The following is a 14,147-nucleotide window of genomic DNA, read 5'->3' on the forward strand; positions in this document are numbered from 1 at the left end:
AACGTGTTCTAGTTCATTCCTCGCCGAGGTAGGCCTTGAGGCACCGATCGGCCGACGCCCGCGCCGTCGCCGGATCCTCGCCTGCCGACACGTTCGCGGCGTACCACGCTTCGCTGGACAGGGTCAGGAAGCGACGACCGTCCTCGGTGGTGGTCCATTGCTGCCCGACGGACGGGTCGATCGATTCACCGGTGCTCAGATGGATGGCCAGTCCGAGGACCATCGAATCCCATCCGATCCCGACGGCACCCGGGCCGAACTGCTGCGCCATCTCGTCGTCGACGTGAGCGATGTGCTCGACCGTCAAACGTGCCCGGTCGGGGCCGTCGGCGCCGATGCTGACCTCGATCCAGCTGACGTTGCCGCCGTACTCCCAAGTGGCGGTGAAGTTCTTCGGCGGGTCGCACGTCTGGATGGTCCCACCGGCCTGGCCCTCGAGCTGGTAGGAACCGCCGACCTTCAAGTCGCCGGAAATCGGCATGAGCCACCGGGGAATGCGCTCGACGTTGGTGACCGCATCCCAGAGATCGGCCGCGTCGGTGTCGTAGATCTGACTGACGGTGACGACGTGCGCCTCCCCGGCGTCGAGCGTGCGCGTCCCGACGGTGCGCTGCACGGCGTTGATCTGATGGTCTACGTCAACCTCGAACATCTTTACTCCCTTGACTTCTGCGTTGCCGCTTGCCACGCGCGACCTCGGTGGCCAGCGCATTGAGATGTGGTGTCCAGAACCGGCGAAAGGTGTCCAACCATTGGTCGACGTCGCGCAGTGCCTCACCGTTCACCGCGTACAGCCGGCGTTGGCCGTCGGCGCGGACTGATGCGAAACCGTTGTCGCGCAGCACCTTCAAGTGCTGCGACACCGCGGGCTGGGTGATCGCGAACTCCGCCTGAACGGTGGCGCCGATGGATCCCGCCGACTGCTCGCCGTCGGCCAATAGCTCAAGGATCCGCCGGCGCACGGGGTCCCCAAGGACGTCGAACGCGTGCACGCCACAAAAAATAGCAGTGTCAGCTTATATAAGTCAATGCTAATTGAAGCGCGAGCAGTCGCATATGTACCCGACACGCCCGGGAGTTAGGGGCATTTGTGACTGCTCGCCGATGTGAGTGTGGCGATGAGCAGCTCGACCTGGCCGTCGAAGACCAGCGCGGGCTCGGTGAGGGTGTCGGCGCCGTATTGACCGAACACCTCCAGGCTGATGGCTCCGACCAACGCGGCCCACGACAGGATGCACTTGAGCACGGTGGCGTCGTTGCCGGTGAACGAGAACTCCTCCCTCAGCCGCTCGAAGTCCGTAGACATCGGTTCGGGCACGCGAGCATTCGGCATCTCGATGTCACCTGCGTCGACGCCCGCGCCGATCGCGCCGAACAGGGCGCCGATCACCCGCGTCCCGGGACCGACCGTCAGCTCCGCGGGCGCCTGATAGCCGGGCACCGGGCTGCCGTAGAGCAGTGCCCAGCATGCCGGCTGGTCGACCGCCCACTGGCGCGTGGCTCGTGCGATCGCCACCACCTGGTCGGTCCAGGAGTCCGAGGCGGACTCCCGGGCACGATCGACTGTCTCCGCGAGTTCGGTGTACGCGTCGATCAGCAAGAGGGTCAGGAGGTCGTCGCGGCTCGCGACGTAGCGGTACACCGCCGACGACACCATGCCCAGGTCCCGTGCGATGGCGCGCACCGAGAGCCCCGCCGCTCCCTCGGTGACGAGGTGGCGCCTGCCGATCTCGACGATCTGTCGTTCGATGCGCTCTCGCGATTCCCGACGCTTTCCCATCGCCCGAGTGTGGCACAAACGAGATCACTGCTCTTGCTTTATCGGTGGTGTCGTGCCAGAGTGAAAACGAGAGCAGTGCTCTCAATATTCCGACTCAGAGGAGACCAGCGTGACCACTCGATACGACGAACCGAACCTCGTGGCCAAGGGCGCCAACGGGTTCTTCCGCTTCCTCGCCGAGGCCGGCATCGGCATCGCCGGGACCCGCGCAGTACGGGTCCGAGGCCGCAAGACCGGCAAACTGCGCGGCGTCGTCGTGAACCTGATGACCGTCGACGGCCGGGACTATCTGGTGTCGCCGCGCGGCAACACCCAGTGGGCGCGCAACGCCAGGGCCGCGGGTCGGCTGGAGATGGGTCCGCGGTGGCGTAGGCGCGAGTTCCGCGTCATCGAGCTCGCCGACGACGCCAAGCCCGATTTGTTGAAGCGCTACGTGCAGCGGTGGTACTGGGAGGTGAAGGGCCACGTCGGTGGCTTGACGCCGGAGTCGACCGATGCCGAACTCCGCGCCGCGGCGCCGTCACTTCCCGTGTTCGAGCTGAGGGCCATCTAGACATCTAGGCCGGAGGGCTCGTCACGACCCGTCCCGAAGCATGCGCACTATCGTCTCGGCGGTGGCCTGAGTCATGTTGCCCGACAGTTGAAGTGACTGTCCGTTGATGGGTTGGTCGATGGCGGGGGCCGCGAGCACCACCCCGTCCCTGACGAACGCCAGCTGCTTGCCGACGTGGCCGGACGTGTAGCCGGCGAATGCCGCACCAGAGCCCGGGTCCATCGCGAGCTGGACACTGTAGAACTCACTCATCGGCAGTTTCACCGACTTGACGCCGGTCAGGTTGAGCCGCAACGCAACTGGATCCATCTCGTAGCGAGCGGTGCGCTCCAGGTCGCAGGCCTGCTGGGGCACGTCCGGCGGGGGCGGCGGGGGCAGCTGCTGGCACTCTTCGGGAGTGGCCACCAGCGCCTGGATCACGGGGCGAACCGCCAACGGCTGCATCAGGATCGCGGGCTCGGTCGACGATGGCGTCGCGATGGCGCTGCGCGTCGGCGGCGCGTCCGAATCCTTGGCCACGAAGGGCATCACCACGGCACCGAGCGTCGTACCCACCATGGCGAGGATGCCAAGTGACCCGAGAACGGTGACGATGATCCGTCGGCGGGACCACCGTCCCGATGAAGGCGGCATGAGTGCTTCCTGGGCGTGCGTTACGCCGGGCTAGGCCGGCGCGTTGGTCGGAACTGGCGGTTTCGGGACGGCAGTGGTGCTGGTAGTGGTGCCGACAGTGCCGGACGTGACCGTGAAGACTTCCTGACGAATCTGTTGGTCCGTGGCCTGCCAGGAAACGGCCGCAGGGAACTGGCCCCACGTGCTGTTGAACATGCCGACGATGACGGCTCGTCCGTCGTCGGTGAGCACGTACACCGGGCCACCCGAATCACCCTTCTGGCTCACCACGCCGTTGGCCATCGTGAACCAACCATTGTTGACGGCCTCTACGGTGCCACAGCTTTCGTTGGTGACCACGCCGAAGTGGCACACCTGTTGACCGGGTTGCGGAATGACCATTGGATCGACGACCAGAGCCCGTCCGCCTGGCAGGACGTTGTTCACCATCACCTCGGGCGCAAGCTGGATCGCTTCCCAGTCCGAGATCAAGTGGTCGGTTGCCACCGTCGCCCCGTCAGGGGTGTTGTCCCTGAACAACGTCTGGTGGCCGATGACGTTTCCGTCGCGGTCGCCCACCGATCCACTCCCCCGGCAATGGCCGGCCGTGAACGCGGTGCGCGTCTGCATGTCGACGTAGCCGAGCGTGCACACGTTGGTGTCCTGCCGGACCTCCATGCCCGGATAGACCAGAACGCCCGGTGCCGCAGGCGCAGTCGGTGGTGCGACGAACGGCGCAAACAACGCCGTGGCGATCGGGGCGGCCGTCAGTGCCAGTGCGCGCAAACACGACAACCGCATGCGTGCTCCGATCCGGGAAGGTAGCTGGGGTTGCCAGCCTACCTGCAGGAGAAGGCGGCCCGGGCCGAAAGTCCCGGGCCGCCTTCTTATTGCGCTAAGGGATCGTCAGCACCTGACCGGGGTGGATCAGGTCCGGGTTGGAGACGCCGCTGGCGTCCGCGATCTGCTGGTACCGATTGCCGTCGCCGTAGAACCGTTCCGAGATGGCCCACAACGTGTCACCGGATACCACCGTGTAGGTCCGCGGTGCAGGTGGCGGAGGCGGTGGTGGCGGTGCGGCGGCCGCCGCAGGTTCCGGCGCTGGCGGGGCTTCGGGCTCCTCGACCGCCACGGGGACCGCCTCGGGCTCGGCGGCAGCGGGTGGCGCCGGAGGCGTCGGTGCGTCGTCGGTCTGCGTGCCCGACGACCATGCCGGACCATCGAATCCGTACAGCACCAGATTCCGGTCGTCCTGGAGGATCAGCCGAACGTCCTTGGCGCCCTTGGTATCGCTGTGCCACACCGGTTTTTCCGGCGTGTACAACACGAAGTTGCCGTCGCTCTGCACCTCGGCGCGAACGACGTTCTCGCCATTGGTTCCGGTGGACCACACCGATTCCTCGCCGGCGTACAGCACCAGGTTTCCGTCGTCCTGCAGGACCAGCTCATACGCTCCATTGCGCGAGGTCAACCGCTGGCCGACCTCCAGCTTCTCGCCGTCTTGCAGCCTGTCTCCCACGATGTCTGCCCCTTCCGCTCGTTGACGGCTGGGAGCTTACTGACCACCACCTGCCTCGTGGGCCGTTCGACTCGACGCAATCAAAACGGTTGGCGAACAATCGGTTGCGGCCGACTACGAATCGAAGCCGAGCCCCAGCGCATCGAGCGTGCGCAGCAGCGCGTTGCGCCGGCCCCCGCTGTGGTCCGCGCGGTCGAGCGACCACCGGGTGGCCTGGATGCCGATGCTGGCCAACGGTTCGGGTGGAAACGGCAGCGGACGTTTGCGCACCATCTCCAGTTCGGTGCGCGGTGTCTCCACACGGGAGAGCAGATCCAGGCAGACGTCGGCGGCGAACCGCGCAGCGCCAACGCCCAGTCCTGTGAAGCCGTTGACGTACGCGACTCTGCCGTCGCGGGCCAGCCCCCAGTGCGCACAAAATCGGGTGTTGGTGTCGATGGCACCCGCCCACCGGTGACTGAACCGGACGTCGTCCAGCTGGGGGAAGGTGATGAAGAAGTGCCTTGCGAGCGTCTCGTAGGTCGCGGGTCGGCTCTCGTGGGCGGCATCGACCTTGCGGCCGAAGTGGTACACCGCGTCGTAGCCACCCCACACGATGCGGTCGTCCTGCGTGCGCCGGTAGTAGTGAAATTGGTTGGCGGAGTCGCCGATTCCCTGTCGGCCCCGCCATCCGATTCGGTCCAGTTGCGCGTCGGTGAGGGGCTCGGTCGCCAGCACGTAGTCGTACACGGGCACGGTGTACAACCGGTTGCGCCGCAGCAGCGAGGTGAAGACGTTGGTCGCCAGCACGGCTTGACGCGCGGTGACCACCCCATTGCTGGTCCCCACGGACAGTGCGATCCCGCCCGAGTGTAGGGACGCCGCATTGGTGTGCTCGTAGATCTGCACGCCCGCCTCCTGGCACGCGCGGGCGAGTTCCAACGCCAACTTGGCCGGATGGACGATCGCGCACGTGTCGGCGTCGAACAGCCCGGCGAGGTACGTCGGTGAATGCACCTCGCCCTGCACCTCGTCGCGGTCCAGGAAGCGGCCCTCCCCCGACTCGGCGGCTTCCTTCAGCCACTCGACCTGGTGCGGTTCGGTCGCCACCGCAAGCATTCCCGAGCGTTGCCATTCCACGTCGAGGCCGAGTCGCGCGATCTCGTCCTGCATGCCATCGAGGTTTTCCAGGCCCATCTCGACGAGTCGGTCGATTTCGTTGGGCCAGCGCGTCTTTCCGTTTGCCAGCCCGTGAGTAAGGCTGGCCTCGACGAACCCGCCGTTGCGGCCGGACGCTGCCCACCCGATGCGGTCGGCCTCGATGAGGACGACGCGCTGATCCGGATTGCGCTGTGCGGCATGCAGTGCGGTCCACAATCCGGTGTAACCGCCACCGACCACGAGCAGGTCGCAGGTGATCGGTCCCGGAAGTCGCGGGTACTCCGGCCGGGGCACGTCCAGCCACATCGAACCGAAGGAGCTTGCCGCAAGGGACCGTTCGACGAGCGCAGGATCCACATGACCGTCGAACACCGTTTTCACCCCGCGGACAATACGGCTTCGCAGGGCCCGAGGGCCACGCATTTGCCTCCCCGTGAGGTCAGGCAACTATTGGGCGGCGGTCATCGGTGCCGGACTATCCGGCCGCGCAACCGGCACCGGCGTCCATCCCGGTGGGCCGAAGACGTAACCGAGGCGGTCACGCCAGCGGCGAGCGTGGCGGACGTCTCGGGCGATCGCCACGTACTCGTGGGTCTGCAGCTTCCAGACGTTGAACGTGTCGACCTGTTTGGTCAGCCCGTAGTGCGGCCGGGAGGTCTCCGCGGCGAAGCTGCCGAACAGCCGGTCCCACACGATCAGGATTCCGCCGTAGTTCTTGTCGAGGTACTGCGCATCCATGCCGTGGTGCACCCGGTGGTGCGACGGCGTGTTGAGCACGAATTCGATTGGCCGCCAGAGCTTGCCGATCCGTTCGGTGTGGATCCAGAACTGGTAGACGAGGTTGATCGAGAAGCTGGCGAACACCATCCAGGGCGGGACGCCGAGAAGTGGCAACACGGCCCGCAGGAACACGTCGCCGCTGATGTTCCACTTCTGTCGCAGTGCGGTGGCGAAGTTGAAGTACTGGCTGGAGTGGTGTGCCTGATGGGTGGCCCAGAAGATCCGGATTCGGTGCGCCGCCCGGTGGTAGGCGTAGTAGAGCAGGTCGACGCCCAGGATGGCGATCACCCACGTGTACCACTCGGTGGCCGGCAGGTGCCACGGCGCGACGTAGGCATACAGCGCGGCGTAGCCCAGTAGTGCAACGCCGTTGAGCACACCGCTGGTGGCGATCGACACGACACCCATCCAGATGCTGGCCCAGGCGTCGGGCTTCAGGTAGGCCCCGGCGGGCACGCGATCGGCCTCGGTGTGCTGGAGTTTGCGCGCCGCTGCCCATTCGATGATCAGCAGCAGCAGGAAGAACGGGACGGCGAACATCACCGGGTCGTGCATCAGCGGCGGCAGCACGCCCGAGAGAATTCCGGAGAAACCCCAGTCCACGTCGACACCTCCCAGGGCAGCGTAACGCCCTCGCTCAGCGGAAACTGAGCACGTCGTCACCCCAGGCCGCCCGCGTCTCGCGGTCCGGATCCTGCACCACGCGGTCCTGCCGGTCGATCACCAGCGTTGCCCGGTCGTCGCTGCGGTACGGCCGCCACTCCGGATCACCGGCCAGTCCCGACGGTTCGCCCGTCACCGCGAAGTTGCGCCACCGGGCGCGCATCCGCTCCGAGACCGCGGTGCCCACCTTCAGCCCGCCGAGCTTGAACGTCGGGTCCCTCGGCCCGGCGACGAGATTGCCCCAGACGTAGGGCAGTTCGGTGGCGTGGGCTGCGCCGAGGCGCAACAGCCGGAGCATCGGCGTCGCCCAGTCGAACCGGTAGACGTGGACCGGGGCCACGGTCGCGTGCCCCTCGGCCATCCAGATCGAGGGCATCCGGAATCCGAGGTCGCGCGCCACCCCCATGCCCGGCGTCTTGCCGCGTCCGCGGTAGGTCGCGCCCAGTTGCTCTTCGGTGGGCAGCTGCAGTCCGGGTTGTTCGGCCGCGATCTCCGCGAACATGGCCTTGATCGCGTGCGGTGTGATCGGCATCAGGGGCGACTTCATGAACCGGAAGAGCGCTGCCTCGTGCTTGTTCGTGCCGATGATCAGCGGCACCGGATGGGTGCCGCCCGCCCGCGCCACTGCGACCGGGTAATCGGGCACGACGTCGCCGTCGACGATCGGTGCGAAGGCCAACGTGCCGGGGGTGGTCACCGGGACGTGGTCGAAGACGTGCTTGGACGCGGCGAGCACCGCCGCAGTGGGCGCATTGACCAGCCCGTCGGCGCCGTCGACGCCGAGCGCGTCGAGGAACTGCTGGGCGACCACCCGCGAACGGGTGGCGTCGTAGATGGACGTCGCGGGTGAGCTCTGCGCGATGGCGGCCGAGAACAGTCCCGCAGCGGACGGACTGGCGAGCAGCGTGGTGATCACGCCGGCACCCGCCGACTCGCCGAAGACGGTCACCCGCTGCGGATCGCCGCCGAACCCGGCGACGTTGTCGCGCACCCACTGCAACGCGAAGAGCACGTCGCGCAGGCCCAGGTTGGTCTCGAAGGTGGCCTTCGGGGTGGAGAACGGCGACAGGTCGAGGAAGCCCAGCGCCCCGAGCCGGTAGTTGATCGTGACGATGACGACGTCACCGGCCGAGGCGAGCGCCCGGCCGTGATACAGCGGCTGCGCCGACGAACCGAGGATGTAGGCGCCGCCGTGCACCCACACCATCACCGGCTTGCGGTCGTCGGGTGTGGTGTCCGACGAAGCCCACACGTTCAGCGTCAGGCAGTCGTCGCCTTGAGGCGCACCGAGGTCGATCGGGATCCGCGGGTCGGTCGGCTGCGGGCACACCGGCCCGACCTTCGTGGCGTCGGCGGGGTCGGTCCACCGGGCGGGCGGCTGCGGTGCCCGCCAGCGCAGCTCGCCGACGGGCGGTGCGGCGTAGCGAATCCCCTTCCACACCTTGACCGTTCCGTCGTCGACACCGCGCACCGGGCCGTATGCGGTGTCGGCGACGGGGTTTCCGCTCCACCGTTCGGTGTTCTGCTCCGTCGTCACTTGGTTGCGCCATCCGTGGTGAGCAGGACGCCGATGAGGGTGCGCTGGGGATCCGTCATGTGCTGCTCCTTCACGAGGTTGACGGGTGTCGAAAGCCTTGTCAACAGGTTACGCGGAGGCTGCGCAAGCCTGTGAGCAGCAGTTATGGCAGAACCCGGTGGCGCGGGAGGACCCCGACGAGCAGGAGGCTAGTTTTAGCGCCGTGCGGAAATGGGGGCTGCTGATCGCGGCGATCGCGATCGAGGTGGCGGCAACCCTGTCATTGCGGGCCTCCCAGGATCATGCGGCGTGGCTGGTGGTCGTGGTCGCGGGCTACGCGGGCGCGCTGGTGTTGTTAACCCTGGTGCTGCGCGCGGGCATGGCCGTCGGCGTGGCCTACGGCATCTGGGGTGCCGCGGGCACCGCACTGACCGCGGTGCTTGGCGCACTCATCTTCGGCGATCCGTTCACCTGGCCGATCGTCGGAGGCATCGGTCTGATCATCGCCGGAGTTCTGCTCATCGAGTTCGGGTCACGACCGGCCCGTGAAATCGAGTCGACGCCATGATGTGGGTGGTGTTGGTGGCCGCCATCGGCATCGAGGTCGTCGCGACCCTGTCGCTGCGCGCGTCGGATGGTTTCCGCAAGAAGGCCTGGATCGTTCCGGTCGTCCTCGGATACGTCGCGTCGTTCTACCTGCTGTGGCTGACGCTGTCGTTCGGCATGCCGGTCGGGATCGCCTACGGCGTGTGGACCGCCTGTGGCGTCGCCGCCGTCGCGCTGATCGCCCGATTCCTCTTCAAGGACGCGCTCACCTGGACGATGGGGGCGGGCATCGCGCTCATCGTGGCGGGCGTGCTCACGATCGAACTGTCGGGCGCCGTCCACTGAGCGCACGGGCCAGTGGCACCATCGCCAGACCCACGAACGGGACGATGAGCAGCCCGACCCGAAGGCTGGCTGCGTCGGCCACCATGCCGACGATGATCGGGGACATCAGAAACCCGACCCGGCACAGCCACGTCACGATGGTCAGCCCTGTGCCCGGGCGCAGTCCGCGTAGCTGATCTGCGCCGTGCATGGCCGCTGGAATCAGCGTGGCACAGCCGAAACCCGCCGCCGCGAATCCGGCAATGACCGTCGGCACGGTCGGGAACGCCAACGCGGCTCCCATCCCCACCGCCGCCACGAGTCCGCCGGCGCGCGCGACGACGCGTTCACCGAACCGATCGACCAAGCGGTCGCCGAAGAGTCGCCCGACGAACTGGAAGCTGACCATCGCGACGTAGCCGAACGCCGCGAGCGCCGCAGGCGCGGACAGGCTGTCGCGCAGATAGAGGGTGGCCCAAGAACTTCCCGAATCCTCGATGGCCGCACCGCCTATCGCGATGGCCACCAACGCAGCAAGCACCGCGTAGACGCCGAACCCGGCCTTCGCCTCCGCGTCCGTCTGCGCCGCGGGGTGATCCTCGTGGTCCGACCCTCGCAACAGGAACGGGTACGCGATCAGGACGACGACGGTGAACACGATCCCGGAAACGGCCAGATGAGTCGTGCGCGGAATGTGCAACGCGATGGCACCGGCGCCCATCAGACCCCCGAGGATCGCGCCGACCGACCAGACCGCGTGCAGCGAATTGATGATGGAGCGGCCGTACTTTCGTTGCACCCGCAGACCGTGCGCATTCTGTGCCACGTCGGTGATCGAGTCCGCGGCACCGGCAATGAAGAGAGCGACGGCGAACCACACCGGCGTCGGCGCGACGGCGGCGGCGTAGACGAACAACGCGATGCACGACGTCGCGACCACGCCCACCCGCGACGACCGGAACCGGCGGATCAACGCGCCTGCCGTCAGTCCCGAGACCAGTGCACCGGCAGAGAAGGCCGCAATCGCGCCGCCGTAGCCGGCGTTGGAGAGCCCGAGGTCGGCCTTGATTTCGGGGAATCGCGGCAGCAGGTTGGCGAAGATCGCCCCGTTCGTCAGGAACATGGCCGCGGACGCAACCCGTGCTCGACGGTTTCTCGCCCCGGCCGTCTCGAGCAGTTCTGCGGCCATGTCCATCGACGTTACCGGGCGTCGGGTGCGCCCTCCGAAACCAGGTGTGCACTGGTCTGCCACAGGTCCAGCGCCTTGCCGCGGTCGTACGAGTCCGCCGACGACTGAATCGGTTTGAGCGCCTCGAAGTAGTGCCCGGTGACGCCCTCGAACCGTCGATCGGCCGCCAGGGCGGCTAGATGCCGACCCGACGCACGGGTGCTGTGCACCTGTGGGAAGACGCGCATCAGCGGCATCAGATAGCGCCACGCCAACCGCTGCAGCGGCGGATAGTCGCGCGCCAAACCGGAGCCGGGCATCAGGCCGGGATCGAACGTGTTCACCGTGATGTCCTGTGCGCCATGCCCGAGACGCCGGTCCAACTCGTAGGCGTAGAGCACGTTGCACAACTTCGACGTCGTGTAGCGGCGCCGGCCCGCCGCCGGGGTCAGTTCGCCGTCGTCTCGCGGTGGGTACAGCAGATCGGCGGCGCGGGTGTAGGCAGGCGCCGGCATGCCGGTGTGCTTGGCAGGATCGTGGGTTCCACTGCTGACCACGACGATTCGGGCCGGGCGGGCCAACTGGTCGCCGACATTTCCCGGGTCGCTTCGCTCCTGCCCTCCGAGAAAACCTTGCACCAGCGCGAAGTGACCGAGGTGGTTGACGCCGAAGGTCATCTCGAAACCTTCTGCGGTGGTTCCAGTCCCGGAGAGCACCTGGACGCCGGCGTTGCACACGATGGCGTGCAGCGGTGGCAGCTCCGTCGCGGCCCGCACGTGGTCCACGAACGCGTGGACCGATTTGAGTGATGCGAGGTCGCATTCGACGACGGTGCAGCGCTTCGGCTCGCCGAGCGCCGCGACCGCTTCGGCACCGCGTTGTGGACTGCGGACGGCCAGGACGACGTGCCAAGACTCGTCGCGGGCGAGAAGTGCACGGGCGCATTCGAATCCGAGCCCGCTGCCCGCTCCGGTGATGACCGCGGTCTTCATGGTCATGGCTCCTCCAGAAGAACGGGGACGAGGGCGGCGACGGCTTGGAAGAGCCGTCGGTACATCCGATCCACGTCGGTCGCCTCGGGTTCGAGGTGGTCGGCGAAGAAGACGCCGTCGGACTGCGCGACCGCGAAGGCGGTCAACTCCTCGATGACGCGATCGGCCTTGTCCCGCGGCACGTCTGGCGGGACAAGGTGGGCGATGGCGTCGCGGAACCGCGCGATGGCGGTGTCACGGACCCGACGCACGATCTGCCCAACCGCCGGATCGACGCTGCGCTCGAGCGACAGCATGTAGAGCAGCCGCAGGAAGTCGGGATGCTCGGCGAGCTGCGCGGCCGCGATACGCCTCTGCGCCTCAGGGCCCTCGGCTTCGTCCCACGTCGGGATGGCTGCGAAGAATCGTCCGGCGCCGCGTTCCATCACGGCGGCCAGGACGCCCTCCTTCGACCCGAAGTGCCAGTAGATCGAGCTCGGCGGCAACCCGCACGACTTGCGGATGTCGTTGATCGACGTCGCCGCATAGCCCTTCGTCGCCATCAGGCGTTCGGTCGCATCGAGGATGAGCTCGCGGGACTGCTCGCCTTGCTGTTGCTTCTGGGTCGGCGCAGCGGCGTTCACGTGCACTCCGCTCTGTAGGGATCGTTACAGACGGACGTTAGCAGGTTGTTTCGACGCCGGCAATGGCACGCTGTGTCAGTGCGCACTCATCGCGAGCCGACCACCGACGAAATAGTCGGGCTGTTCCCGCCGGGCTCTGCGCTCGCCGACGACGGCACGCTCGTGGTGGGCGGCTGTCGACTCGATGACGTGGCCGCCCAGTTCGGCACGCCCGCCATCGTCGTCGCAGAGGACGCGCTGCGGCAGCGGGCACGCTCCTACCTGGAGGCGTTCCGCAGTCGGTGGCCGCGCGCCGACGTCGCGTTCGCGTCGAAGTCGTTCCCGTGCACGGCCGTTCAGCGGGTGATGGTCGCCGAAGGGCTCCACGTCGACGTGGCGGGCGGCGGCGAGATCCTGAGCGCACTGAAGGCAGGAGCCGACCCTGCCACGCTGGTCCTGCACGGCAACGCCAAGACCGACGAAGAGCTGGAGCTGGCCGTGCGGCGCGGCGTCGGACTGATCGTGGTCGACAACTTCGACGACATCGACCGCCTGGAACGCATCGTGCCCTCGGGCACACGGCAGCCGTGTCTGGTCCGGGTGATTCCCGGTGTGGAAGCCGCCACCCACGCGTCGCAGGCGACCGGCCACGAGGGGTCGAAGTTCGGGCTGATGCCCGACGACGCCCGGCTGGCGATCAAACGCATCGACCGCAGCCCGGTGCTGCGACTCGCTGGCGTACACACCCACGTCGGTTCTCAGCTACTCGACGTCGACCAGCTGGCGCAGGCGGTGGCGCCGATCGCCGCACTGGGTTCCTTCGACACCTACGACCTGGGCGGCGGGCTCGGGGTCCGCTACACCTACGACGAGCACCCACCGGATCTCGACGCGTACGCCGACGCGATGGTGGGCCAGGCACGCGCCCTGCTGCCCGAGGGCAGCCGCATCATCGTCGAGCCCGGCCGCAGCATGGTGGCGACGACGGCGTGCACGATCTACCGCGTGACGACGGTGAAGCGCGGTGGGATCGTGCACGTCGCGGTCGACGGCGGCATGGGCGACAACCTCGAGGTGTCGCTCACCGGGCAACGATTCGAGGCGACGATCGTCGACCGGGTCGGTGGCGGGGAGACGGTCACCGTCGTCGGCAGGCACTGCGAGTCGGGCGACCAGTTGGTCGATGGCATCGCCCTACGCGACCCGGCCGTCGGTGACCTGCTCGCGGTGCCGGTCACTGGGGCGTACTGCTACACGATGTCCAATCAGTACAACGGGGCCCGGCGAGTGCCAGTCGTGTTCGCGCAGAACGGAACTGCCCGGCTTGTGGTGCGTCGCGACACCTGGGAGGACCTGCTGGCCCGCGACGTCGACGACTAGTCGGCACCACCCGCACCCCGAACGGGATGCGGGCGGCAAGCGCGCTGCTTAGCCGACGCACTTCACCGAGGTGGAATCGGTTACCGCAGTGTGTCCGTGACTGCACCCAGGCGTGATCGGCTTGACGGCCAAGCCTGGAGGGGTGGGCCCCCATACCGTCTGGACTTGGTCACCGTTGGTGAGCGTGTGAGTTGCCCAAAGACCAGTTTCGAACTGCCCCATCGCATCAGGCGTGGTGCCCGGCAACTTTGCCAACCCATTGATGACCGAGCCGGGCGTGACCGGGGCGCCCGATGGGTTCGCGCCAGGCGTGATACCGGTGTCCAGGAAGTTGCCCAGCTTCGCCGGGACACCACCCGATCCAATTCCGTTGGCGGTGCTGCCGGGGTCGGATGGCGGATCTGCGCTCGCCAGTGCAGCGAGCGGAACGGACAGGGCTCCTGCCGCGATTGCGGCGACTAGCGCTTTCTTGATCATGGTCGATTCCCCCATTGCTGTCATCACGGACCGGTCGTGATCCGCGATGAGATCGTCACTCCCGCAGGGCGCGACGAGCGCAGTGGCGCGCTACT

Annotated in this window: 17 protein-coding genes; 4 read left to right on the top strand and 13 right to left on the bottom strand. The window is 67.4% G+C overall.

The genetic code is table 11. From position 1 onward, the window contains the following. Window positions 1-13: 13 nt before the first annotated feature. From N536_RS0113315 to N536_RS0113325, 3 genes are all read right to left on the bottom strand, one after another. Window positions 14-652: an SRPBCC family protein gene (locus tag N536_RS0113315; RefSeq protein WP_029114053.1), complete on the bottom strand. Its 639-nt coding sequence runs from the start codon at window positions 650-652 to the stop codon at window positions 14-16. Beyond that, window positions 639-992 (bottom strand): helix-turn-helix transcriptional regulator, encoded by a 354-nt coding sequence (locus N536_RS0113320; protein ID WP_029114054.1) that lies wholly within the window; start codon window positions 990-992, stop codon window positions 639-641. Before N536_RS0113320 ends, N536_RS0113315 begins: the two co-directional genes overlap by 14 nt. Before the next feature lie 86 nt (window positions 993-1,078). Continuing rightward, on the bottom strand, window positions 1,079-1,780 hold the full coding sequence (locus N536_RS0113325; protein WP_029114055.1) for a TetR/AcrR family transcriptional regulator: 702 nt from the start codon (window positions 1,778-1,780) through the stop codon (window positions 1,079-1,081). 109 nt (window positions 1,781-1,889) lie between these two features. Here N536_RS0113325 and N536_RS0113330 point away from each other — a divergent pair, with 109 nt between their 5' ends. Further along, window positions 1,890-2,333 carry a nitroreductase/quinone reductase family protein gene (locus N536_RS0113330; RefSeq protein ID WP_029114056.1) on the top strand — a complete coding sequence of 148 codons (444 nt, stop codon included), beginning with the start codon at window positions 1,890-1,892 and terminating at the stop codon, window positions 2,331-2,333. A 21-nt stretch (window positions 2,334-2,354) separates the two neighbouring features. Here the strand turns inward: N536_RS0113330 and N536_RS0113335 are convergent, their stop codons facing one another. The 6 genes from N536_RS0113335 to N536_RS0113360 form a co-directional block, all read right to left on the bottom strand. Next, window positions 2,355-2,966, bottom strand: coding sequence for a hypothetical protein (locus N536_RS0113335; RefSeq protein WP_155948569.1), 612 nt, complete (start codon window positions 2,964-2,966; stop codon window positions 2,355-2,357). A 30-nt stretch (window positions 2,967-2,996) separates the two neighbouring features. After that, a complete protein-coding gene (locus N536_RS38355; RefSeq protein WP_051574464.1) occupies window positions 2,997-3,746 on the bottom strand; it encodes a hypothetical protein in 750 nt (249 codons plus the stop codon). 94 nt (window positions 3,747-3,840) lie between these two features. Further along, window positions 3,841-4,464 (bottom strand): LysM peptidoglycan-binding domain-containing protein, encoded by a 624-nt coding sequence (locus N536_RS0113345; protein WP_029114058.1) that lies wholly within the window; start codon window positions 4,462-4,464, stop codon window positions 3,841-3,843. A gap of 114 nt (window positions 4,465-4,578) precedes the next feature. After that, entirely contained in the window at window positions 4,579-5,985 is a 1,407-nt protein-coding gene (locus N536_RS0113350; protein ID WP_029114059.1) for an FAD-binding oxidoreductase, read from the bottom strand. Between the two features lie 66 nt (window positions 5,986-6,051). Next, window positions 6,052-6,939, bottom strand: coding sequence for a sterol desaturase family protein (locus N536_RS0113355; RefSeq protein ID WP_051574483.1), 888 nt, complete (start codon window positions 6,937-6,939; stop codon window positions 6,052-6,054). 82 nt (window positions 6,940-7,021) lie between these two features. After that, window positions 7,022-8,584, bottom strand: a complete 1,563-nt coding sequence (locus N536_RS0113360) for a carboxylesterase/lipase family protein (protein ID WP_029114061.1) — start codon at window positions 8,582-8,584, stop codon at window positions 7,022-7,024. A 202-nt stretch (window positions 8,585-8,786) separates the two neighbouring features. Between N536_RS0113360 and N536_RS0113365 the strand changes: the two genes are divergently transcribed. Together N536_RS0113365 and N536_RS0113370 are read left to right on the top strand one after the other, a co-directional pair. Further along, a complete protein-coding gene (locus N536_RS0113365) occupies window positions 8,787-9,131 on the top strand; it encodes a multidrug efflux SMR transporter (protein ID WP_029114062.1) in 345 nt (114 codons plus the stop codon). Continuing rightward, on the top strand, window positions 9,131-9,454 hold the full coding sequence (locus N536_RS0113370; RefSeq protein WP_029114063.1) for a multidrug efflux SMR transporter: 324 nt from the start codon (window positions 9,131-9,133) through the stop codon (window positions 9,452-9,454). Before N536_RS0113365 ends, N536_RS0113370 begins: the two co-directional genes overlap by 1 nt. Here N536_RS0113370 and N536_RS0113375 read toward each other — a convergent pair. Genes N536_RS0113375 through N536_RS0113385 form a run of 3 tightly spaced genes read right to left on the bottom strand, consistent with a single transcriptional unit; the run spans window position 9,423 to window position 12,216 of the window. Further along, window positions 9,423-10,622, bottom strand: a complete 1,200-nt coding sequence (locus N536_RS0113375) for an MFS transporter (protein WP_029114064.1) — start codon at window positions 10,620-10,622, stop codon at window positions 9,423-9,425. The two genes, N536_RS0113370 and N536_RS0113375, sit on opposite strands and share 32 nt — an antisense overlap. Window positions 10,623-10,633: 11 nt before the next feature. Next, window positions 10,634-11,599 (bottom strand): SDR family NAD(P)-dependent oxidoreductase, encoded by a 966-nt coding sequence (locus tag N536_RS0113380; protein WP_029114065.1) that lies wholly within the window; start codon window positions 11,597-11,599, stop codon window positions 10,634-10,636. Continuing rightward, window positions 11,596-12,216 carry a TetR/AcrR family transcriptional regulator gene (locus N536_RS0113385; RefSeq protein ID WP_036436334.1) on the bottom strand — a complete coding sequence of 207 codons (621 nt, stop codon included), beginning with the start codon at window positions 12,214-12,216 and terminating at the stop codon, window positions 11,596-11,598. The genes N536_RS0113380 and N536_RS0113385 overlap by 4 nt, the downstream gene beginning before the upstream one ends. Before the next feature lie 78 nt (window positions 12,217-12,294). Here N536_RS0113385 and lysA point away from each other — a divergent pair, with 78 nt between their 5' ends. After that, complete coding sequence (gene lysA / locus N536_RS0113390; RefSeq protein ID WP_029114067.1) at window positions 12,295-13,575, top strand: diaminopimelate decarboxylase; 1,281 nt, start codon at window positions 12,295-12,297, stop codon at window positions 13,573-13,575. Between the two features lie 48 nt (window positions 13,576-13,623). Here the strand turns inward: lysA and N536_RS0113395 are convergent, their stop codons facing one another. Beyond that, window positions 13,624-14,052, bottom strand: a complete 429-nt coding sequence (locus N536_RS0113395; RefSeq protein ID WP_029114068.1) for a hypothetical protein — start codon at window positions 14,050-14,052, stop codon at window positions 13,624-13,626. Window positions 14,053-14,147: the final 95 nt, after the last annotated feature.

This window comes from Mycobacterium sp. URHB0044 (genome assembly GCF_000620625.1).
Classification (GTDB): domain Bacteria; phylum Actinomycetota; class Actinomycetes; order Mycobacteriales; family Mycobacteriaceae; genus Mycobacterium.

Excerpts from the sequence above, each read along its gene's own strand:
- N536_RS0113395 (WP_029114068.1), bottom strand. The coding sequence starts at position 14,052 with ATGATCAAGAAAGCGCTAGTCGCCGCAATCGCGGCAGGAGCCCTGTCC.
- N536_RS0113370 (WP_029114063.1), top strand. The coding sequence starts at position 9,131 with ATGTGGGTGGTGTTGGTGGCCGCCATCGGCATCGAGGTCGTCGCGACC.
- N536_RS0113335 (WP_155948569.1), bottom strand. The coding sequence starts at position 2,966 with ATGCCGCCTTCATCGGGACGGTGGTCCCGCCGACGGATCATCGTCACC.
- N536_RS0113325 (WP_029114055.1), bottom strand. The coding sequence starts at position 1,780 with ATGGGAAAGCGTCGGGAATCGCGAGAGCGCATCGAACGACAGATCGTC.
- N536_RS0113375 (WP_029114064.1), bottom strand. The coding sequence starts at position 10,622 with ATGGCCGCAGAACTGCTCGAGACGGCCGGGGCGAGAAACCGTCGAGCA.
- N536_RS0113380 (WP_029114065.1), bottom strand. The coding sequence starts at position 11,599 with ATGACCATGAAGACCGCGGTCATCACCGGAGCGGGCAGCGGGCTCGGA.
- N536_RS0113315 (WP_029114053.1), bottom strand. The coding sequence starts at position 652 with ATGTTCGAGGTTGACGTAGACCATCAGATCAACGCCGTGCAGCGCACC.
- N536_RS0113355 (WP_051574483.1), bottom strand. The coding sequence starts at position 6,939 with ATGCACGACCCGGTGATGTTCGCCGTCCCGTTCTTCCTGCTGCTGCTG.
- N536_RS38355 (WP_051574464.1), bottom strand. The coding sequence starts at position 3,746 with ATGCGGTTGTCGTGTTTGCGCGCACTGGCACTGACGGCCGCCCCGATC.